The organism is Nocardia sp. NPDC055321, from assembly GCF_053645575.1.
The window spans coordinates 360,669-378,333 of the sequence record NZ_JBSHMS010000001.1 but is presented as its reverse complement, the minus strand read 5'-3'; the positions used below and the strand labels follow the sequence as shown (position 1 = coordinate 378,333).

Annotated in this window: 21 protein-coding genes; 9 read left to right on the top strand and 12 right to left on the bottom strand. The window is 68.2% G+C overall.

Annotated features, from left to right (window positions below; all coding sequences use genetic code 11):
• Window positions 1-67 precede the first annotated feature (67 nt).
• Window positions 68-676 (top strand): TetR family transcriptional regulator, encoded by a 609-nt coding sequence (locus ACWIGI_RS01700; RefSeq protein WP_454200400.1) that lies wholly within the window; start codon window positions 68-70, stop codon window positions 674-676.
• Window positions 677-693: 17 nt separating this feature from the next.
• On the opposite strand, the gene ACWIGI_RS01695 is transcribed toward ACWIGI_RS01700, so the two are convergent.
• The 3 genes from ACWIGI_RS01695 to ACWIGI_RS01685 form a co-directional block, all read right to left on the bottom strand.
• A complete protein-coding gene (locus ACWIGI_RS01695) occupies window positions 694-864 on the bottom strand; it encodes a rubredoxin (RefSeq protein ID WP_454200399.1) in 171 nt (56 codons plus the stop codon).
• A complete protein-coding gene (locus ACWIGI_RS01690) occupies window positions 864-2,087 on the bottom strand; it encodes an alkane 1-monooxygenase (RefSeq protein WP_454200398.1) in 1,224 nt (407 codons plus the stop codon). The genes ACWIGI_RS01695 and ACWIGI_RS01690 overlap by 1 nt, the downstream gene beginning before the upstream one ends.
• Window positions 2,088-2,185: 98 nt before the next feature.
• On the bottom strand, window positions 2,186-3,553 hold the full coding sequence (locus ACWIGI_RS01685) for an ABC1 kinase family protein (protein WP_454200595.1): 1,368 nt from the start codon (window positions 3,551-3,553) through the stop codon (window positions 2,186-2,188).
• A gap of 182 nt (window positions 3,554-3,735) precedes the next feature.
• On the opposite strand from ACWIGI_RS01685, the gene ACWIGI_RS01680 reads away from it, so the two are divergent.
• Complete coding sequence (locus tag ACWIGI_RS01680; RefSeq protein WP_454200397.1) at window positions 3,736-5,286, top strand: acyl-CoA carboxylase subunit beta; 1,551 nt, start codon at window positions 3,736-3,738, stop codon at window positions 5,284-5,286.
• A 173-nt stretch (window positions 5,287-5,459) separates the two neighbouring features.
• Here ACWIGI_RS01680 and ACWIGI_RS01675 read toward each other — a convergent pair whose 3' ends face one another.
• The 4 genes from ACWIGI_RS01675 to ACWIGI_RS01660 form a co-directional block, all read right to left on the bottom strand.
• Window positions 5,460-6,869, bottom strand: a complete 1,410-nt coding sequence (locus ACWIGI_RS01675) for a lipase family protein (protein ID WP_454200396.1) — start codon at window positions 6,867-6,869, stop codon at window positions 5,460-5,462.
• Between the two features lie 127 nt (window positions 6,870-6,996).
• Complete coding sequence (locus ACWIGI_RS01670) at window positions 6,997-7,431, bottom strand: ATP-binding protein (RefSeq protein ID WP_454200395.1); 435 nt, start codon at window positions 7,429-7,431, stop codon at window positions 6,997-6,999.
• Window positions 7,432-7,640: 209 nt separating this feature from the next.
• Entirely contained in the window at window positions 7,641-8,318 is a 678-nt protein-coding gene (locus ACWIGI_RS01665) for a PAS and ANTAR domain-containing protein (protein ID WP_454200594.1), read from the bottom strand.
• 42 nt (window positions 8,319-8,360) lie between these two features.
• Window positions 8,361-9,194: a thioesterase family protein gene (locus tag ACWIGI_RS01660; protein WP_454200394.1), complete on the bottom strand. Its 834-nt coding sequence runs from the start codon at window positions 9,192-9,194 to the stop codon at window positions 8,361-8,363.
• Window positions 9,195-9,413: 219 nt separating this feature from the next.
• Between ACWIGI_RS01660 and ACWIGI_RS01655 the strand changes: the two genes are divergently transcribed.
• The gene (locus ACWIGI_RS01655) at window positions 9,414-9,749 is read left to right on the top strand and encodes a hypothetical protein (RefSeq protein WP_454200393.1); all 336 of its coding nucleotides are present in this window, start codon (window positions 9,414-9,416) and stop codon (window positions 9,747-9,749) included.
• Between the two features lie 432 nt (window positions 9,750-10,181).
• Complete coding sequence (locus ACWIGI_RS01650; protein ID WP_454200392.1) at window positions 10,182-10,430, top strand: hypothetical protein; 249 nt, start codon at window positions 10,182-10,184, stop codon at window positions 10,428-10,430.
• A 246-nt stretch (window positions 10,431-10,676) separates the two neighbouring features.
• Here ACWIGI_RS01650 and ACWIGI_RS01645 read toward each other — a convergent pair whose 3' ends face one another.
• Entirely contained in the window at window positions 10,677-11,561 is an 885-nt protein-coding gene (locus ACWIGI_RS01645) for a helix-turn-helix domain-containing protein (protein ID WP_454200391.1), read from the bottom strand.
• 85 nt (window positions 11,562-11,646) lie between these two features.
• Window positions 11,647-11,877, bottom strand: a complete 231-nt coding sequence (locus tag ACWIGI_RS01640; protein ID WP_454200390.1) for a DUF397 domain-containing protein — start codon at window positions 11,875-11,877, stop codon at window positions 11,647-11,649.
• Window positions 11,878-12,223: 346 nt separating this feature from the next.
• Here ACWIGI_RS01640 and ACWIGI_RS01635 point away from each other — a divergent pair, with 346 nt between their 5' ends.
• The 3 genes from ACWIGI_RS01635 to ACWIGI_RS01625 all read left to right on the top strand — a co-directional run bounded on the left by ACWIGI_RS01635 (window position 12,224) and on the right by ACWIGI_RS01625 (window position 13,808).
• A complete protein-coding gene (locus ACWIGI_RS01635; protein ID WP_454200389.1) occupies window positions 12,224-13,018 on the top strand; it encodes an SAM-dependent methyltransferase in 795 nt (264 codons plus the stop codon).
• 130 nt (window positions 13,019-13,148) lie between these two features.
• On the top strand, window positions 13,149-13,325 hold the full coding sequence (locus ACWIGI_RS01630; protein ID WP_454200388.1) for a hypothetical protein: 177 nt from the start codon (window positions 13,149-13,151) through the stop codon (window positions 13,323-13,325).
• 186 nt (window positions 13,326-13,511) lie between these two features.
• A complete protein-coding gene (locus ACWIGI_RS01625; RefSeq protein ID WP_354989620.1) occupies window positions 13,512-13,808 on the top strand; it encodes a hypothetical protein in 297 nt (98 codons plus the stop codon).
• A gap of 108 nt (window positions 13,809-13,916) precedes the next feature.
• Here the strand turns inward: ACWIGI_RS01625 and ACWIGI_RS01620 are convergent, their stop codons facing one another.
• The 3 genes from ACWIGI_RS01620 to ACWIGI_RS01610 all read right to left on the bottom strand — a co-directional run bounded on the left by ACWIGI_RS01620 (window position 13,917) and on the right by ACWIGI_RS01610 (window position 15,886).
• Window positions 13,917-14,729: a GntR family transcriptional regulator gene (locus ACWIGI_RS01620; protein WP_454200387.1), complete on the bottom strand. Its 813-nt coding sequence runs from the start codon at window positions 14,727-14,729 to the stop codon at window positions 13,917-13,919.
• Between the two features lie 87 nt (window positions 14,730-14,816).
• Window positions 14,817-15,524, bottom strand: a complete 708-nt coding sequence (locus tag ACWIGI_RS01615) for a polysaccharide deacetylase family protein (protein WP_454200386.1) — start codon at window positions 15,522-15,524, stop codon at window positions 14,817-14,819.
• Window positions 15,525-15,526: 2 nt separating this feature from the next.
• On the bottom strand, window positions 15,527-15,886 hold the full coding sequence (locus ACWIGI_RS01610; RefSeq protein ID WP_454200385.1) for a winged helix-turn-helix transcriptional regulator: 360 nt from the start codon (window positions 15,884-15,886) through the stop codon (window positions 15,527-15,529).
• A gap of 58 nt (window positions 15,887-15,944) precedes the next feature.
• Here ACWIGI_RS01610 and ACWIGI_RS01605 point away from each other — a divergent pair, with 58 nt between their 5' ends.
• Window positions 15,945-16,715 carry an SDR family oxidoreductase gene (locus tag ACWIGI_RS01605; RefSeq protein ID WP_454200384.1) on the top strand — a complete coding sequence of 257 codons (771 nt, stop codon included), beginning with the start codon at window positions 15,945-15,947 and terminating at the stop codon, window positions 16,713-16,715.
• Between the two features lie 201 nt (window positions 16,716-16,916).
• The gene (locus ACWIGI_RS01600; RefSeq protein ID WP_454200383.1) at window positions 16,917-17,570 is read left to right on the top strand and encodes a LysE family translocator; all 654 of its coding nucleotides are present in this window, start codon (window positions 16,917-16,919) and stop codon (window positions 17,568-17,570) included.
• Window positions 17,571-17,665: the final 95 nt, after the last annotated feature.

The following is a 17,665-nucleotide window of genomic DNA, read 5'->3' as shown; positions in this document are numbered from 1 at the left end:
AGTAGATACACTCGTCTTGAAAATGTCAATGAACGAGACGGATCGAGGGCCCATGTACGATCAGCGCGTGGCCGCAGCCCCGAACTTTCAGAGCGACATGCGCAAGCTCCTGCGCGAACGGATCATCGACACCGGCCGGCGCATCGTGGTCGCCGAGGGCTGGGGCGCGGTGAACATGTCCCGCCTGGCCAAGGAGGTCGGGGTCAGCCGCCCGGTCCTCTACAAGGAGTTCGCCAACAAACACGAGCTGGCCGAGGTGGTCATCAGCCAGGAGGTGGACACCTTCCTGGCCGGCATCGCGCGGTGCCTGGCCGAGCAGCCCGGGGACGTGGTGCCCGGCATTCGCGCGGCGGTCGAGTTCACGCTGCGCACGGGCGCGGACAACACCCTGCTCAAGGCGGCGCTCGCGGGCCGGACGGGCCCGGACACCGCGCTGCTGCCGGTGCTGATGACCGAGACCGAACCCGTGCTCGGCCGGGCGATCACGGCCGTCACGCTCATGATCCGCGCGCAGTACACCCTCGCCGAGGTCACCGACGACGATCTGGCGGCGATCACCGAAACCCTTGTGCGCCTTGCCCTGAGCCACCTGTTCCAGCCCACCGGGCCGATCGACCGGGCCGTGGGGCAGATTCACTCCGTGGTCGCGGGGGCGTTCGCGACGGTGCTGGAGTAGCCGCGCCGCGCGCGGTGCTAGGTGCCGGGAACCGGCTCGAAGTCGATCTGTTCGCGCACGCCGCAGTCGGGGCAGCACCAGTCCTCGGGCACCTGCGACCAGGGCGTGCCCGCCGGGAAGCCCTCGCGGGGCGCGCCGCGCGCCTCGTCGTAGACGTAGTCGCACACCGGGCAGCGGAAGGCGGCCATCACCGCACCCCGTACTTCGCCAGGACCCGCTCGCGCTTGCCGGGCTGGATGTTCGCGCGGGTGATGTCGCCGTCGTAGTGGGTGAGCACCCGGTGATCCATCACCTTGCGCCACAGCGGCGGGAAGTAGGCCAGCCCGATCATGCTCGGGTAGCCGGCGGGCAGGTTGGGCGCGCCGTCCACCGTGCGCAGGGTCTGGTAGCGGCGGGTGGGGTTGGCGTGGTGGTCACTGTGCCGCTGCAGGTGGTAGAGCACGATATTGGTCGCGATGTGGTTCGAGTTCCAGCTGTGCGCGGCCGTGCAGCGTTCGTAGCGCCCGCGCGCGGTGCGCTGACGCAGCAGGCCGTAGTGCTCGATGTAGTTGACGGTCTCGAGCAGCACGAAGCCGTACACGCCCTGAATCAGCAGGAACGGCAGCGTCTTCGGGCCGAAGACGCCGATCAGCGCGCCCCACAGCACCGCCGACATCAGCCAGGCGTTGAGCACGTCGTTGCGGATCGTCCACGGCCCCTTGTCCATTCGCTGCAAGCGCGCCTTCTCGAGCGCCCAGGACGAGCGCAGGCTCCCCCACACGCTGCGCGGCAGGAACATCCACAGCGATTCGCCGAAACGCGCGCTGGCGGGATCCTCGGGCGTCGCCACGCGCACGTGATGGCCGCGATTGTGCTCGATGTAGAAGTGCCCGTAGAACGTCTGCGCCAGCGTGATCTTCGACAGCCAGCGCTCGAGCTCGGTCTTCTTGTGCCCGAGCTCGTGCGCGGTGTTGATGCCGACCCCGCCCATGACACCGACGGTCAGCGCGAGCCCGAGCTTGGACACCGGGCCGAGCCCGGCGTCGAGCCCGAGCCAGGACAACTCGGACGCGGTCCACAGGTAGCAGCCGTAGACCAGGCTCAGCAACTGGCACGGGATGTAGGCGTACACGCAGTAGCGGTAGTACCGATCCTGCTCGAGCCACGCCATCGCGTCCTCGGGCGGGTTCTCCAGATCGGGTAGGAACAGCCGGTCCATCGCCGGCAACAACGTGTAGACCAGCAGCGGCCCGATCCACCACCACACCGGCGCCGCGGCCTGCCAGCCCAGCAGCCCGAACACCCACACCAGGCCGGTGGCCAGGAACACGGCGGTCGGCGGCACCAGCCCGAACAACCAGAAGTAGCGGTTGCGATCGCGCCACCGCGGCGGCGCCGTCTCCCGCGACTCCTCGGTACGAGACGTCGTCATTGTCGATCTTTCCTCGAATACAACTGCTGGCGCAGTGTATTCAGCGACGCCCGTTTCCGCCGGACAATCGTCCAGTTACCTCGCCGGTACGCCGGGCGTCAGTTCGCCGGGAGCTCGGCGCCGGACTCGGCGAGCTTGGCGGCCACCTCGTCGGGGAAGACGTTGCGGAACAGGAACAGGTCGCGGCCGAGCTTCCAGCCGGGGGCCAGGGCCACGGCGTAGCGCTCGAAGTAGCCGAGCTGCTTGCCCATGAGGATGAGCTGTTCGGGGCCCGCGGCGCCGCGGCGCTTGCCGAACTCGAGCAGGCGGGCGGCCACGACGCCGAGGTCGAGCTTGTCCAGGCTGCCGTTCAGGACCGGGCCCAGGGCCACCGCGAGCTGGCGGCCGATCGTCGCGTCGTCGCCGCTGTCGTCCGCGACCATGTCGAGTTTGCGCAGGGCGCGGGCCACCGGGCGGAAGTCGTTGTCGATCGCGCTGGCGTAGAACAGGGCGCGCACGAACTCGCGCCACTCGGTCTCCATCCGGCCGACGATGCCGAAGTCGAGCATGGCCACCCGGCCGTCGTCGAGCAGCCAGAGATTGCCCGCGTGCACGTCACCGTGGAACAGCCCGTGCACCGCGACGCTCTCCATCCACGCCTTCACCAGGCGGCGGATGAGCAGCTCGGAGTCCGGGTGCGCCGCGCGAATGTCGTCGAAGCGGTCCAGGGGCATGCCGCGCATGCGTTCCATGCACAGCACGCGGGGCGCGGTGTACTCCCAATACACCTCGGGGACAACGACATTGGTGTTGTCGCCGAAGACGGTCAGGTTGTGCCGGGCCCGGGTCTGGTTGTCGGCCTCGATGAGGAAGTTCAGTTCGGCCACGGTGGCCTCGTACAGATCGCGCACCACCGCCTGGGTATTGGCGACCCGGGCGTTCTCCGAACGCTTCTCCAGCGTCTTCGCCAGCTTCATCGCCGCGCGCAGATCCACGATCATGCGGCGCGCGATCTCCGGGCGCTGCACCTTGACCACGGCGGGACGGCCGTCGGCCAGCACACAGGCGTGCACCTGGGCGATCGAGGCCGCCGAGAGCGGCTCGTCGTCGAAGGATCGGAAGAGCTCGGAAATGGGCTTGCCCAGCTCGGATTCGATGATCGCGCGGGCATCCGCGGAGGGGAACGGCGCCATGTCGTCCAGGCAGCGCAGGCAGGCGTCGGCCAGCTCGCGTGGGAAGGCGCCGGGCGAGGAGGCGATGAGCTGACCCAGTTTGACGAACATCGGGCCGAGCGATTCGAAGCCGTTCACCACACCGTCGGCGACCGCGCGCTTACGCTTGGTCCTGCGCAACCCGCCGCGCAGCACGCTGCGGGTGACCGCGCCCCCGAGCACCGCGCCCACGATCGCGGTGCGCCGCATCTCGGAGAACCCGAACGTATTCAGATCGGGCCGAACCACCTCGGGCGTACCGGCCCGCACAGTCATGGGTGAGCTCACGGGCCGCAGTGTATCGCTGATTGTTTCGCGAACCCCGCTGTGGTGCCCGGCACACGTTACCGAGGCGTTCGGTGATCGTTCGGTGGTTAGGGAGGGGTGAGGCGGGGTACCGTGCATGGTCGGGCCGCGATCCGGCCCACTGATAGAGGCGGAAAGGCAAGACCGAAGTAATGACGGGTACAGCGGAAAAGCTGGCGGAACTGCGCAAACTGCTCGAGATTGCCGAAGAACCCTCGGGTGAGAAGGGCATTCAGAAGCGGCTCGCCAAGGGCATCCCCAGCGCCCGAGAACGGGTGCACATGCTGCTGGACCCGGGAACCTTCGTCGAGATGGGCGCGCTCATGCGCCAGCCCGGCAAGCCCGACGCCTACTACGGCGACGGCGTGGTCACCGGCCGCGGCTACATCGACGGCCGCCCGGTCGTGGTGATCTCGCACGACCCCTCGGTGTACGGCGGTTCGGTCAGCGAGGTCTTCGGCCGCCGCGTGCGCGCCGCCATGGACTTCGCCTACAACAACGCCTGCCCCGTGATCTGCATCAACGACTCCGGCGGCGCGCGCATCCAGGACGGCGTCGCCTCGCTGGCCTGGTACGCGAACATGTGCCGTCCGCTGGACGACCTGTCCGGCTTCGTGCCGACCATCGCGGTCATGTTCGGCAAGTGCGCGGCGGGCTCGGTGTACGGCCCGATCAACATGGATGTCCTGGTCGCGACCGAGGACTCGTACATGTTCGTCACCGGTCCCGAGGTCATCAAGGCCGTCACCGGTTCCTCGGTGACCGCCGAGGAACTCGGCGGCGCCCGTGCGCTGGAGAAGAACGGCACCGTCCACCACGTCGCCAAGGACGAGGCCGGGGCGTTCGCCTGGGTTCGCGAATACCTGAGCTACCTGCCGACCAGCTGCGTCGAGCCGGCGCCCGTGGTGAACCCCGGCCTCGAGCCCGAGCTCACCGCCACCGACCGTGAACTGGACACGTTCATGCCCGACGCCGACAAGGTCGGCTACGACATGCACGAGATCCTGCTGCGCATCTTCGACGACGGCCACTTCCACGAGATCGGCGCGAAGACCTCGGAGAACCTGATCACCGGGTTCGCCCGCGTCGACGGGCGTCCGGTCGGCGTGCTGGCGAACCAGCCGCTGGTGCTCGGCGGCGCGCTCGACGCCGCGTGCTCGGACAAGGCCGCGCACTTCATCCGGCTCTGCGACGCCTACAACCTGCCGTTGATCTACGTCGTCGACACCCCGGGCGTGCTGCCGGGCGTGGACGAGGAGCGCAATCACGTCATCAAGCGCGGCGGCCGCATGTTCCGCGCGCTGATCGAGGCCACCGTGCCGATCGTGACCATCGTGACCCGCAAGGCGTACGGCGGCGGTTTCGCGGTCATGGGCTGCAAGCAGCTCGGCGCCGACGTGGCCCTGGCCTGGCCGACCGCGCGCCTGGCGGTCATGGGCGCGGAGTCCATGATCCCGATCGTCGGCAAGCGCACCCTCGAGGCGACCCCGGAGGATCAGCGGGAGGCGGTGCGGCAGAACATGATCGACTTCTACAACGCCACCGTCGCCACGCCGTGGACCGCGGCCGAGCGCGGCTACATCGACGCGGTCATCGAACCGTCCACCACCCGGCTCGAGATCCGCAAGGCGCTCAAGCTGCTGCGCGACAAGGGCGCCGTGCGCAAGCACAACCCGCGCAAGCACAACCTGTTCCCCATGTGAGAGACGCCCGGCAGGGCGTGTGACCTCGCGATCAGGTCCCCGGTCGATCCGGCCGGGGACCTGATCGCGTCACGGGGCCCGCAGAGCCGGTGCGCGGGTTCACCTTCGGCCGGCGGTTAGCCGCGCGGGGCGTTCCAGCACGCCCCCGCGCACCGCTATCACCAAGGGGCGCTTCAGCATTCGTTCGGAGCGGGTACACCGCGCAGGCGTTCGTCCAGCCACAGCAGCGACTCCGGGTACCCCACCGCCGCCGCGATGATGTGCTCGCCGAACACACTGCGGTACACCGCCCGCGCGCCGAGCGCGCACTGTTCGTCGTAGAGGTCCCGCGCGCCCTGCTCGGGCACCCAGAACTCCTGCGCGCCGTGGTAGATGTACAGCGGCACGGGCGATGCCCGGCCCGCCATGCGCGTGACGCGGTAGATCTCCTGCGCGAAGGGACTGTGCAGCGGATCGGGGAAGTTCGCGGCGACGTCGATGGGCAGGTGCAGCACCCCGGGCAGCGCGAACGTGTCCACGCACCAGTCCTTGACGAACGAGGTCGTCACCCAGCGCGCCAGATTGTTCATGCGGGCCAGGATCTCCGGGCGTTCGCGGCCGACGGCGAAGGTCGCGGCCATGAAGATGCCCGAGGCCAGATTCGCGTTCATGCTGCGCGCGAGCAACTCGTAGTCGGCGGGCACCCCGCCCAGCGCCGCGCCGGCCACCACGTCGGTGAGTTCGGGCGCGTACTCCGCCAGGAGCTTGACCGCGCCCTTGGTCGCGATCGCGCCGCCGGAGTAGCCGACCATCCCGAAACGGCTGTCGCCGAACTCGTTCGGCAGCGCGCCGCGCACCGCCCGGATGCCGTCCAGGATCGCGTGCCCGGCCACGTACGGCTCCGCGTAGGCCATCCGCGGGCCCTCGTGATCGGGCAGCAGGACCGCGTACCCGCGCAGCAGGGCCAACTGGGTGGTCGGGGGCAGGTACTCGGTCAGATTGGTGTTGAGCGAAATACCGTGCGCCAGGGTGTAACTCGGATTGCACGCGCGGCCCAGCGCGTTGATGGGCAGGTTGTTCACCAGCACCGGCCGCCCGCCGGACCCGGTCCACTCCCCCGCCGGGATCGCCAGCGAGGCCACCGCGTAGGAGGCCGCGCCGTGCGCGTCGGTGGTGCGGTACTTGAACTGCACGACCTGCCGCACGGGCGTCAGCAGCGTGAGGGCGCCGACCGCGCTCACGTCGCGCGACGCGACGACCTGTCCGGGCGCCAGCCCGTCCAACTCCGCGGGCCACTCGTCCAGGAAGGCGTCACCGACGGGCGTGGGCATGGTCGCCGCGCGCAGCGCCGCCAATTCCGTTGTGAGAGAGTCGCCGTCGACCAGCGGGGTGTCCGGGGCCGGCGGCAGCGCGGGCGCGGGCAGGACGGCGTCGATCCACTGCTGCACCGCGGGCAGCGGGTCGAAGCCGAAGCCGTTCACCTCGGCGGGCCCGCCCGGGACCGGCGGCTCGGCGTTCGCGGTTCCGGCGACGCAGCCGAGCAGCAGTGCGGCGGCGAGGATTCGGGACAGACCCAGGGCGATTCTCGACGAAGAACGCGGCACGGCAACCCCCAGGCGATCCAGAACTCGGCGGTAACCGCAACCTTAAACCGCCGCTCTCCGTGGGGTATTCGACGTAGTCCGTTCGACGCGGCATCGAGACCGGTCCGTGCCGAACGGGCGCCGCGGATCAGTCCCGATCGTCGTAGTCCCCACGGCGGCGGCTGAATTCCACCACCGTCGGGAAGCCACCGGCGACCGCGTCGAAGGCTTCGGTGCGCACACCGATGGTCTCGGTGAGGGTCTTCAGCACGTGCCAGCCGAAGCCGCCCTCGTCGAGGGCGTCCGGTTCGGCCACGACGGTTCCCACCCGGATCCGCATGCGATTGTCGTCGTAGGCGAAGTCGCACTCGATCACGCCGCTCGGGACCGAGCCCAGGATCAGCGCGGTGGCCACCTCATCGAGCGCGACCCGGATGTCGGTCACCTCGTCGAGGGCGAAATCGCCTATCAGAGCCACTGTTTCGGCCAGCGCGCGCAGCATCGTCAGCTGCGCCAGCTCGGCGGGGACGCGCACGCCGATCACATCCGCCGCGGCCGCCGATCGAGAGGTCCCATCCCGCATACGCCGCTCCGCCCGTCCGCCGCCGCGCCGTGCCGGTGGAACGCGCCGCGCCCGGCCATTGTTCGATCCATTCGCCTGATGCATATTCTCGAACACTCACTCGCCTGACGGATGTCGATCGCGCGGTCTGCCGGCGGATCCGAGCGCCCGGCACGTGTCATTGACCGACGTACCCCGGGGCGTCGCGCCGAAACCCGTGTACCGCCGTCTCATTCCGCGTCGAACCGCGTGTGCACGGTGAGCAGCAGGTGATCGAACCTGCTGCGCAGCTGCACGGTCGTTCCGCCCAGTTCGGCGAATCCGGCCACCAGATGTCCCGACAGCGTGCGAAGTTTCGTGTTGGTCTCCTGTGAACGCCAGGTCAGCACCCGGAAGGCCTGCTCGGCGCTGATGCCGTAGACGAGCATGAGCGCGCCCTTGGCCTGTTCGATGACCGCCCGGGCCTGGTACAGCTCGGGCAGGGTGTCGTCCAGCGTCTCCTGCCGGTGCTCGGCCAGGGTGTCGGTGACATCGATGTAGTACCCCGAGGTGCCGGCGACCCGGTTGTCCTCGTCGAGCATGTGATCGCCCACGACGAGGACGTGGTGCACCGCCCCGGCCGTGTCCACGATGCGATGGCGGCTGCAGAACGGCTCCCCGCTCTCCACCGACCGGGCCAGCGAGCTGGCGAACAGCGCTCGATCGTCGGGGTGTTTGTGGGTGAGCAGCAGCTGAGTGGTGGGCTGCACCGTGCCGGGCGCGTAGCCGTGCATGGCGGCCACCTCGTCGGACCACTCCCACCGCTGTTCGGCGGACCAGAACCGGAAGCTGCCGACCGCCTGCGGCCGGCCCGAGCCGATCACCTCATCGAGCCCGGGGCCCTGTTCGAAAGTCTCACCGTCGAGCATCACCACCCGAGTATCCGCTGCCGGCCGCTCGCTCGGGGCGGATCAGATGCGCGAGGCCATCACCGCGTCCAGCTGGGCGCTGCTGATCTGCCGGCCGGCGTTGGACACCGAGGTGACCATGCAGTTCCCGAACGAGCCGAGGCGATCGAACAGGGTCGCCACACCGACGGCCATACCGCGCTCGCTGAAGTGACTGTCGGCCTCGACGCCGATCTCGTAGCCCTGCGGCATGCGCGCGATCGCCAGCGTCATATCGGTATTGATGAAGCCGATGCCGCCGTCACCCCAGTTGGTCATCATGCTGGTCGCCTCGGCGACGAGCGCGACCCGCTGGAACGGGGAGAGCTCTTCGCCGGTCACCACCCGAATCGGGTTCTGCCAGGTGCGCTTCCGCGCGTTGTTCTCGTGCTGGGTCGGCACCGAGGACCAGTCGTCCTGGGTCGCGGCGCTGCTGAAGAGCGGGATCTTGGGTTCCGGGCTCGTGGGCGCGATGTCGAGTGCCGGGGGCACCGGTTCGCGCTCGCGGTGCCACAGCTCGCCCACGGGCTGTTCGGAGGGCCGCAACAGCACCGCCGAGGCGCGGGCGGCGATCGTGCCGTTCTGCATGACGTTCACATCGGCGACCCGGATGCGGTTGCCGTCGCGCACCCGCACGGTGGGCAGCACGGTGTGTTCGAAGCGGGCGGCGCTGAACATGTCCACCGTCAGGCGCACCGGGGTGAATCCGTCGGTGGCGTGTTCGAGTTCGAGCTGCCGGGCCATGAGCCCGCACAGCGCGGGGCCGACGATCTGCGCGGCGCTCCACTGACTGGCCGCGAACCGGGTCGGCTCGAAGCCGTCGCCCACCACATCGAAATACGCCGGGACGTCCACCACGGGTCCACCTGTCCTGTCCAGTACAGCTGATCGAATCACTGCTCCCAGACCTAACACACAGCTAGAACCCGTTTCAATACAAAGACCCGGCGCCGGCCGGTGGCATTTCCCACAGCGCGGACCAAACCGTCCGGAAGGTCCGGTGATTAGCGCTCGACGGGCCCGGGTAACCACATGCCATCGGCCCTGAGGTCCGGGGCGGAGAAGAGGTCAGTGATGATGCAGCCCGCACCCCTCGGCACTTCCCGCAGGCTGAATCGCACCGCGCAGGCCGGACACGGCGCCGCGCGGGCCGGACACCGATTCATCGAATCCGATCGCGGCGCCCGCACTTCCCCGGCGGTGCCCCTTGCCGAAGTGCGGACGCTGCCCGGCCTGGCCCTCACCGCCCTGGCCCTCATCGCCGCGGCGCTCACGGCGACCGCCGCGGGCCACGGCTGGTCCGACGGAGCGCTCGTGGGCGCGGTGGCGGCCGTGGTGTTCCTCGGGGCGGGAATCGTCCTGCTGGTGACCGAACACGGCAGGGCGGTCCGGCCGGAGCCCGGCGACGAGTAAGAAGGGGCGCCGGCGTCCCGCTTCAACCTCCGGAACCGGCTCGGGACAAACAATTTTCGAGCCGGGAAACATCTTCGCATCGATGTGCAATCCCATTGGCGGGGACCAGAATCCCTCCAGTTCATCGGCGTGCCGGATGTCGATCTCGAATCACCGGCGAAAAAGTCTGATCTGACCAGTATTTTCGTTCAGAAATACTCCTGACCGCACCATCCGGGCACTCCCGGCGGGCTCGCAGCGCAAACTCTTGGCATCCCGGAATCGTTGCCGGACCTGCGAATTCGAGGTTGCAGATGTACTTGCATCTGCGCGGAGCACGGTCATAGACTCGGGGTGTAAGGCACCGTAGGGGATAACCAGGGAGCCGAACGGTAAATCACCGGCGATTCCGCGCCACAGGTTTGCCGACGGCTTGGCATCAGGGGCGTTCTAATGAACCAGCCAATCAACCTCAGCCGACTCGGGTTCGCCGAAAGGAATCAGCCGGCGCACACCTATTCACGCGAGACGGCGACCGCATTCGTAATCGGGCAGGTCGAATCCACCGGAGCGGCCACTCGGTACGATTTCGATATCGACCGAATAGTCACCACCGCACACGCGATGGTGAACGACTGGGATCTGCATTCCTTGCAGCGCGACGCGTTCTGGCGCATCGCGTCCAGTTTCATCAGGCAGTGATCTGAACTGCACTGCACGGCCTGACCGGGGCCCCGCGAGGGGCCCCGCCAGCATGTGTACACCCGGTACACCCTCGGGCATACGCGCACCACGAAGCGGCGCCGACGCCGTTGCCGCGTCGTACGCTCACCCGCTATTCCACTATCTACCCCGGCCTCGCAGCGCCGCGGGATACCTCGATCCGCGTGCCGGCCGGCCGTTTTCGCGCACCACAACAGGCCCGTTCACAGAACGGGCCCATCAGACTCAGAGCGAGTCGGCGATCTCCCGCAGGAATTCGCGCGAACGCTCCGGCGGCTCGGCCTGCACACTCAGCTGGTCCATGACCTGCCGGTAGAGCTCGAGATCCTCCCGGCGATCCAGGTACAGCGCGCTCGTCAGCTGCTCCAGGTACACGATGTCGGGCAGTTCGGACTCGGCGAAGCGCAGCATGGTGAACGAACTGCCCGCCGCCGCATGGCCGCCCGCCGCGTACGGCAGGACCTGAATCGTCACGTTGGGCAGCAACGAGATCTCGTGGAGATACTCGAGCTGCCCACGCATGACAGTGGGGCCGCCCACCGGACGCCGCAGCACCGACTCGTCCAATACCGCCCAGAACGTCGGCGCGCCTTCGCGCGTCAGCAGTTCCTGGCGGTGCCTGCGCAGCGATACGCGTCGCTCGCCGTCCTCGTCGTGCCCGAGAGCGACGACGGAGCGCGCGTAATCGGCGGTCTGCAGCAGGCCCGGAATGAGCTGGCCTTCGTACGTCCGAATGGACTTGGCGGCATGTTCCAGACCCAGGTAGGTCTCGAACCAGGACGGCAGCAAATCGCTGTAGCGGTGCCACCAGCCCGGCTGGTTCGCCTTGCGTACGAGATCCAAGAACTGTTCGAGTTCACCGGGATCGCTGACGCCGTAGAGGCTCAGCAGATCCCGGATGTCCCGCTCCTTGAATCCGGTTCGCCCGAGTTCCAGGCGACTTATCTTGGCGTGGGAGCCGCGGATGTGTTCACCGGCGGCCTCCCGGGTGATCTTGTTCTCTTCCCTCAGTTTCCGTAGCTGCCCGCCCACCGCAATACGGAGTGCGGTCGGGCCGCGTTCGGCGACAGCGGAATTCACCCGACCGTGGGGAACGGGTTCAGCGATCATGAGGTCCACTCCGATGCTCGGGATTGCCGGCAGTGGACACAACAGCAGCGTCGCGAACCACCGCGCCGATTGCCAATGCTACCGCTCAGAACGCCAGATCGTCGAACTCTCCGCTCTTGGCGCCCAGGATGAAGCATTCGATCTCGGGGCGGGTGTAGACGAGCACCGAACCGTGGGGGTCCCGCGAGTTGCGCATGGCCACTCCACCGTCCGACAGCTGCGCCAGCTCCACGCAGTTACCGCTCGGATTACTGAAAGTGCTCTTGCGCCAAGACAGTTCCGCCGGGTCGAACGGGGCTGCGGATGTATCGGTCATCTCAGACTCCTATGCCGGTACCGCCCGTAGGCGGTGGTCCAGTAAGTGCAAATGTTCGAGCAAATGTTCTTACAGTTGCAACCGCAAGACGAACGATAGCACGCAGGTAGCCCCGCATCGATGGCTCTGCGCAGGCTGATCCTTTGCAACACAACAGCATTGATCTTGGTGTCGGTTTTGCCGCTGCGAAGTTGCGAAGATTTTCCGGCGTTACATACCGGTCGGTACCGTAACTCACCTTCCGCGCGGATAGCGCCAACCCTCAGGTCAACACTTGGCGAATCTTGTACTGTCACTGGGCATATCCCCCAGCGAACGTGCTGAGCACACCTGTCGAGGAGCCGCCATGTCCGACGTACAACATCCGGCTATCCGCACCGATGTCCCGCACTCCGCGCGGATCTGGAACTACTGGCTGGGTGGTAAGGACAACTACGAGATCGATCGCACGGTCGGGGACGCGAGCCTGGCCATCGACCCCGACATCCGCACCATGGCGATGGAATCGCGGCAGTTCCTGATTCGCGCCGTGCGTACGCTCGCGGGCGAACTGGGGGTGCGCCAGTTCCTCGACATCGGCAGCGGACTGCCGGTTACCCGGAACACCCACGAGATCGCGCAGGAGATGAATCCGCGGTCAAGGGTGGTCTACGTGGACAACGATCCGCTCGTGCTCGCGCACGGCCGGGCACTGCTCAGCAGCGGGGCCGAGGGCGCTATCACCTTCTCGGAGCACGATTTCCACGAACCTGACCAAATTGTCGCGGATGCCCGAAAAGTCCTGGATTTCGACGAGCCGATCGCCGTGATGTTCATGGGGGTGCTCGGTCACGCCCGCGGCGCGGGCGACCTCGAGCGCATCGTCGGAGCCCTCATGGCGCAGCTGCCGGCCGGCAGCTACCTCGCGCTGTGGGACGGCACCACCGACAGCGACGCGTACGTGAAGCTGTGGCAGGAATACGGCAAGTCCGGTGGCGTGCCGTACATCCCGAGACCCAAGGAACAGTTGCTGGCCGCGTTCGAGGGGCTGCGTCTGCTCGCGCCCGGCTTCGTCCCGATCTCCCGGTGGGGCATCGAACCGGCCGCGGTGGAGTTCGCTCCGGACATATCGGCCTACGGGGGCCTGGCGCGTAAACCCTGACGCCACAACAACACCGAATGGGACGGAAGACTCTCGACACGTCGTGTCGAACGTGCAGATGCACTTGCATCTGCACGATTCACGCCCCTACACTCGGTTAACCAATTCCACCCTCGGCCAGAGGCATCCCATGACACAGATGCTCGCCCCCAGCACCGAACTCTCCGGTGACGATTGCGACGTAGAACCGCGCGGCCTCAGTTATCGCCGGGCCCGCACCATATTGCACGCGCACGATCAGCACTTCGCCTGTCGGCAGTATCTAGCCGCCATCGCGTATCTCTCCGCGGACAACGACGTCGACTGAAACCCGGTCCCCGCGCGGGGGTTCGGCGCGCTCGCCCCGGTGAGCGTACACACCCCCGCGAGTCCGGTTTCGTGCGCCCCTGCGGTGCAGCGGCTCCCGTTCCACCCTTGCGTTCTCGCCTTGCAAGACACAGCATTAGGCGGGTACTCCGGATAGGGAACTGCCGTCACGTGGAAGAGCGCCGAGATGATTCTGACTGCCGCCCACGATTTGCTGGCCACTGGAGCGTCATTGGCCCAAGTCTTCGATCCGACCCCGGAAACCCCGCCGGCCGCCGACAAGCTGCTGCGCCTGGTCCGCTACTTCACCTGGTTCGTCCTGCTCTCGGGCACGATCGCCATCATCTACGCCGGCGGCCGCTTCGCCTGGGAGAAATGGAGCGGCGGCGCGCTGCAGTCACCCAAGCAGATCGCGGGGGCGCTTGTGGGCGGCGTGATCGCCACCAGTGCGGGCACCATCATGAATGCCGTTATCGGGCAATAGCGCCGCGCGTGCGGCCCGGCCGATCCCCCGGCCGGGCCCTCGACCACGAGTGGTGGCGCGTCGGCGTCGTCGTCTCAGACAAGCCCGGCGAACCGGGCCGTACCCGGATCAGGCCGTGGCGGCGTGCGCGGGCTCGGCGCCGATGCCGGTGACGCCCGCACCCGCGGAATCCGCGGATTCGTCCAGGGCACCGACCATTTCCTCGAATCGGGCCACCACCTTCTGGTGGTACAGCCCGAACAGGTCCTCGAACAGCGCGAGCTGCGCCTCGCTCGGTCCGCCCTCGGATTCCCAGACGGCGATGAGCGCGCGCCACACCAGCACGTGCAGGTCCGGGGAGACCGCGAAATAGGCCCGAACCGCCTCGGGCACCTCGAGAATCATCTCGCCGATGGAGTTGAGCACCGCGCGCTGCATGTTGTGCCCGAGCGCGGTGAGCAACCGCCGCAGCAGCCCGAGCTCGATGCGCAGCATCCGGTACGGGTCCGGATCGGCGCCGCGCGCAAGGGTTTCCAGCTCGTCGACCTCGGCCTTGAAGACCGCCGGATCGATGGCCCGATCACTGCCGGTGTAGGCGAGCAGCGCCTCCAGGGCGATGCCGCGCTCCTCCTCGACGATGTTGCCGAACATCTCGGCGGCGATCTCGGGGTTCGGCATCGAGAGCCGGAACAACCGCCGGTACACGTCCACGCCGCCCTCGGCGCGCACGTCCCGGATGACGAAACCCTTACCGCGATGGGCGTCCACGAATCCGTACGATTCCAGTCGCCCCAGAATCAATTGCGCCGTCGCACGATTCAGATCGAACTCGTCGGCGACCTGCCGAACGGACGGCATCAGACCACCGGGGGCGTACTCTCCCGCTGCGACCCGCCGCGCCAGTTCGTCGGCGACGTCAGCGACGACCGTCCGGTCTCCCATCGTGTCACCTCTCCAGAGCTCAGTACACGTCCCAGACAGTGTAGGTGTTTATTCGGACAACTGCACAAGTCTGGGAATTCACGTGATCTATTCGGCGAGCAACTGTGCGATGGTCACAAATTCATAGCCCCGCGCGCGCAGTTCCGCGGCGATCGGGCCGATGGCCGCGCGCGAGGCAGCGCCGGATTCGTACATGCCGTGCAGCAGGATGATCGAGCCCGGGCGCACCTGGGACACGGTCTCGGACACGATGTCCGCGGTGGTGGGGTGCTTCCCGGAATCGGGTTCCACGTCCCACATGACGGTGGTCCGGTCGTGATCCGAGAGATAGCGCGGTAGCCCGATGAGCTTCTTGCCGTAGGGCGGGCGGACCGTGACGACGCCGGGGTAGCCGGTCTTCGCGATCTCGGCGTCGGTGCGCTCGATCTCCTCGCGCACGGTATCGGCGCCGACCAGGATCATGCGGCGGTGGGTGTAGGTGTGATTGCCGATCTCGTGGCCCGCCCGGGCGATGGCCGCGCCCTGGCCGGGGTTGGCCGCCAGATCCCGGCCGACGAGATAGAAGGTCGCCGGAATTCCGGCGTCGGCAAGGGCCTTCAGGATCTCGGGCGTGTACTCGGTGGGACCGTCGTCCAGGGTCAGCGCGACCACCTTGCGCTCGGTGTCCACGCGCGGGACGATCCGGCCGGCGAGCTGGAAGCCGCGTGAGTTCATCAGCACGTACAGCCCGGCGGCCACCACCAGCGCCACGACCGCGGTCAGGGCCGCGCCGATCAGCAGCCTGCGTTTCGTCATCGCTACCCGTCCAGCTCCGCGTCCACCCGCGCCAGGTTCGCGCCCCAGCGGTCCGACCACTTCCACAGCGCCTCGAGCGCCAGCCCGAGTTCGATTCCCGCGGTGGTCAATTCATACGACTTGTCCGGCTTCTTGGCTACCACACCGGCTTCCTGCAGGCGCTGCATGCGCACCGAGAGCATGCTCGACGAGCAATTTCCCATGCGCCGGCGCAACGCGAGGAAGCCGAGCGGGCCCGGTTCGAGTTCCCAGATCACGCGCAACATCCACCGCTGACCGAGCAGGTCCATGGCGGCGAGTACGGGGCCGTCCGCGGACTCGGCGCGGCTGTTGGACGAGGCGGGGTGGCTTGCGCTTCTCATTTCGAACCACCATATTGGTTCTAAATCAGAAGCAATCATCGGGGCCGGAGGTCAGTGCGTGGAATCGACGGGGAATGCGGCGGGCGTGCCGGGCGGGCGACGGATCGTGCTGGTCACGGGCGCGTCGCGGGGAATCGGCGCGGAGACCGCCCGGGTGCTGGCGGCGCGCGGCGATCACGTGGTCGTCAACTACCGCGAGAAGCGCAAGCGCGCGGAGACCCTCGTGGCGGAGTTGCGCGCGGCGGGCGGCAGCGCGTCGGTGGCGGGCGCGGACATCACCGACCCGGACAGTGCCCGCGCGCTCATCGACAATGTGGTGGCGGAGTTCGGCCGGTTGGACGTGCTGGTGCTCAACGCCTCCGGCGGCCTCGAACGCGAGGCCGCGCCCGGCTACGCCATGCTGCTGAACCGGGACGCGCAGGCCCGCCTGGCCACCCTCGCGCTGGCGCACCTGCCCGCGGGCGGCCACCTGGTGTTCGTCACCAGTCATCAGGCCCACTTCTCCCCCACCCGTCCCGTCCCGGCGGGGTACGAGCCGATCGCGGCGAGCAAACGCGCGGGCGAGGACGCCCTGCGCGCGATGGTCCCCGAATTCGAGCGGCGCGCAGTGGGTTTCACCGTCGTCTCCGGCGACATGATCGACGGCACGATCATCGTCCGCCTGCTGGAACGCCGCGATCCCGAGGCCGTGACCGCCCGCCGCGACCACGGCGCCCTGCCTACCGTCGAGGAGTTCGCGACCGCCGTCGCCGACGCGACCGTGGCGACCGGCCCGGCGGGCCACACCCACTACGTGGGCGGTGCGGACTTCCACCACGCGGCGGTGTGAACGCACGCCGGGGTCCCTCAACACAGGACGCACCGGCGCAGATCCGAGGTTCGACTTCACACATGCGGGGCGTTTCCCCTCGCCGCGGGACGTTGGACCGTTAGGAGCTCCAGCCGCTGAGCGGGCGTGAGAGCGGGCATTCGTGCTGGTCGGCGGGGAAACGGGTTGGCCGCGAGCGGGTGGGCGTGCGAGCATCTCGGGATGCCGCACTGGGTCGAGGTTCTGCCTGCTTTCATGCTCGCCTGTCTGATGCTGGCCGCGCTGCCGGGGCCGGCGACCGCGCTGTTCCTGCAGCGGTCGGTGCGGGACGGGCGCAAGGCGGGGCTCGCGGCGGTCGTGGGCAACGAGATCGGCATGTTCGGCTGGACCCTCGCCGGGGGGCTCGGGTTGTCGGCGCTGCTGGTGGCCAACCGGATCATGAACCAGGCGGTGCACATCCTGGGCGCGGTGGTGCTGATCTGGCTCGGCGTGCAGGCCTGGCGCGGCGCCCGGGGTAGGGGCGACGGGGACGATGTCTTCGGTGCGGCGCTGACCGCGGCACTGCCCGGCGGGCGCACGCCCGGGGCGGCCTTCCGGGCCTCGTTGATCTCGATCGCCGCCAACCCGAAGGCGGCGGTGTTCGGCCTGACGATCCTGCCGCAGTTCCTCCCCGACGAGGGCCCGGTGCTGCCGACGGTGATCATCCTGGCGGTGATCCAGCTGGTCATCGACACCTCATGGTGCGTGGGCGTGGTGCTGGCCGCCGACCGCGCCGGAAACTGGCTGCGCCGCACCGGCATTCGCCAGCGGGTGGAACGCACCCTGGCCGCGGTGCTCGTCGGCCTCGGCATCGGTCTCGCCGCGGAGGCCCGCTGACCGAACCGCGCCGGTTCGCACGGATCGCCGCAGGCCCGGTCACATCAGAGGGAACTCGGCGACCGCGTCGGGCGGTGCACCAGGCCAAGCACGGT

Bases quoted from the DNA above. Each gene is read 5' to 3' on its own strand.
- ACWIGI_RS01635 (WP_454200389.1), top strand. From the start codon at position 12,224: ATGTCCGACGTACAACATCCGGCTATCCGCACCGATGTCCCGCACTCC.
- ACWIGI_RS01685 (WP_454200595.1), bottom strand. From the start codon at position 3,553: ATGACTGTGCGGGCCGGTACGCCCGAGGTGGTTCGGCCCGATCTGAAT.
- ACWIGI_RS01615 (WP_454200386.1), bottom strand. From the start codon at position 15,524: ATGACGAAACGCAGGCTGCTGATCGGCGCGGCCCTGACCGCGGTCGTG.
- ACWIGI_RS01600 (WP_454200383.1), top strand. From the start codon at position 16,917: ATGCCGCACTGGGTCGAGGTTCTGCCTGCTTTCATGCTCGCCTGTCTG.
- ACWIGI_RS01680 (WP_454200397.1), top strand. From the start codon at position 3,736: ATGACGGGTACAGCGGAAAAGCTGGCGGAACTGCGCAAACTGCTCGAG.
- ACWIGI_RS01670 (WP_454200395.1), bottom strand. From the start codon at position 7,431: ATGCGGGATGGGACCTCTCGATCGGCGGCCGCGGCGGATGTGATCGGC.
- ACWIGI_RS01695 (WP_454200399.1), bottom strand. From the start codon at position 864: ATGGCCGCCTTCCGCTGCCCGGTGTGCGACTACGTCTACGACGAGGCG.
- ACWIGI_RS01655 (WP_454200393.1), top strand. From the start codon at position 9,414: ATGCAGCCCGCACCCCTCGGCACTTCCCGCAGGCTGAATCGCACCGCG.
- ACWIGI_RS01650 (WP_454200392.1), top strand. From the start codon at position 10,182: ATGAACCAGCCAATCAACCTCAGCCGACTCGGGTTCGCCGAAAGGAAT.
- ACWIGI_RS01610 (WP_454200385.1), bottom strand. From the start codon at position 15,886: ATGAGAAGCGCAAGCCACCCCGCCTCGTCCAACAGCCGCGCCGAGTCC.
- ACWIGI_RS01645 (WP_454200391.1), bottom strand. From the start codon at position 11,561: ATGATCGCTGAACCCGTTCCCCACGGTCGGGTGAATTCCGCTGTCGCC.
- ACWIGI_RS01665 (WP_454200594.1), bottom strand. From the start codon at position 8,318: ATGCTCGACGGTGAGACTTTCGAACAGGGCCCCGGGCTCGATGAGGTG.
- ACWIGI_RS01625 (WP_354989620.1), top strand. From the start codon at position 13,512: ATGATTCTGACTGCCGCCCACGATTTGCTGGCCACTGGAGCGTCATTG.
- ACWIGI_RS01630 (WP_454200388.1), top strand. From the start codon at position 13,149: ATGACACAGATGCTCGCCCCCAGCACCGAACTCTCCGGTGACGATTGC.
- ACWIGI_RS01620 (WP_454200387.1), bottom strand. From the start codon at position 14,729: ATGGGAGACCGGACGGTCGTCGCTGACGTCGCCGACGAACTGGCGCGG.
- ACWIGI_RS01640 (WP_454200390.1), bottom strand. From the start codon at position 11,877: ATGACCGATACATCCGCAGCCCCGTTCGACCCGGCGGAACTGTCTTGG.
- ACWIGI_RS01690 (WP_454200398.1), bottom strand. From the start codon at position 2,087: ATGACGACGTCTCGTACCGAGGAGTCGCGGGAGACGGCGCCGCCGCGG.